This is a genomic window from Rhodobacter calidifons (assembly GCF_011174775.1).
In the GTDB taxonomy this organism is placed as follows: Bacteria; Pseudomonadota; Alphaproteobacteria; order Rhodobacterales; family Rhodobacteraceae; genus Tabrizicola; species Tabrizicola calidifons.
Genome location: NZ_JAANHS010000055.1, coordinates 1 through 730 on the forward strand (window position 1 = coordinate 1; position 730 = coordinate 730).

1 protein-coding gene is annotated in these 730 nt (G+C 65.5%); it reads left to right on the top strand.

Going from position 1 to position 730, the window contains the following annotated elements:
* Positions 1 to 19 precede the first annotated feature (19 nt).
* Positions 20 to 730 (top strand): phosphate ABC transporter ATP-binding protein PstB (pstB, locus tag G8O29_RS18180; RefSeq protein WP_166404598.1); only part of this gene is annotated, 711 nt, incomplete at its 3' end.

The window sequence follows — 730 nt, forward strand, 5'->3', positions numbered from 1 at the left end:
CGACACCGCCACTGCGAAGATCTCGGCGCGCGGGGTGCAGGTGCATTACGGCACGACGCATGCCTTGAAGGATGTCGATGTGGACATCCTGGACCGGGCGGTCACTGCCTTCATCGGGCCCTCGGGCTGCGGCAAGTCCACCTTCCTGCGCTGCCTGAACCGGATGAACGACACCGTGGCCTCGGCCCGGGTCTCGGGGAAGATCACACTGGACGGCCAAGACATCTACGCGCCTTCCGTCGATCCGGTGCAGCTGCGCGCCAAGGTCGGCATGGTGTTCCAGAAGCCGAACCCCTTCCCGAAGTCGATCTACGACAATGTGGCCTACGGGCCGAAGATCCACGGCATGGTGCGATCGAAGGCAGAGCTGGACGGGATCGTCGAGGCCAGCCTGAAGAAGGCGGCGCTGTGGAACGAGGTGAAGGACCGGCTGGACAGCCCCGGCACCGGGCTGTCGGGCGGCCAGCAGCAGCGGCTGTGCATCGCGCGGGCGGTGGCGACCAGCCCCGAAGTGCTTCTGATGGACGAGCCCTGCTCGGCGCTGGACCCGATCGCGACGGCGCAGGTCGAAGAGCTGATCGACGAATTGCGCAGCCATTTTTCCGTGGTGATCGTGACGCATTCGATGCAGCAGGCGGCCCGGGTCAGCCAGAAGACGGCCTTCTTCCACCTGGGCAATCTGGTGGAATACGGCGACACGACGCAGATCTTCACCACCCCGAAGGACCCC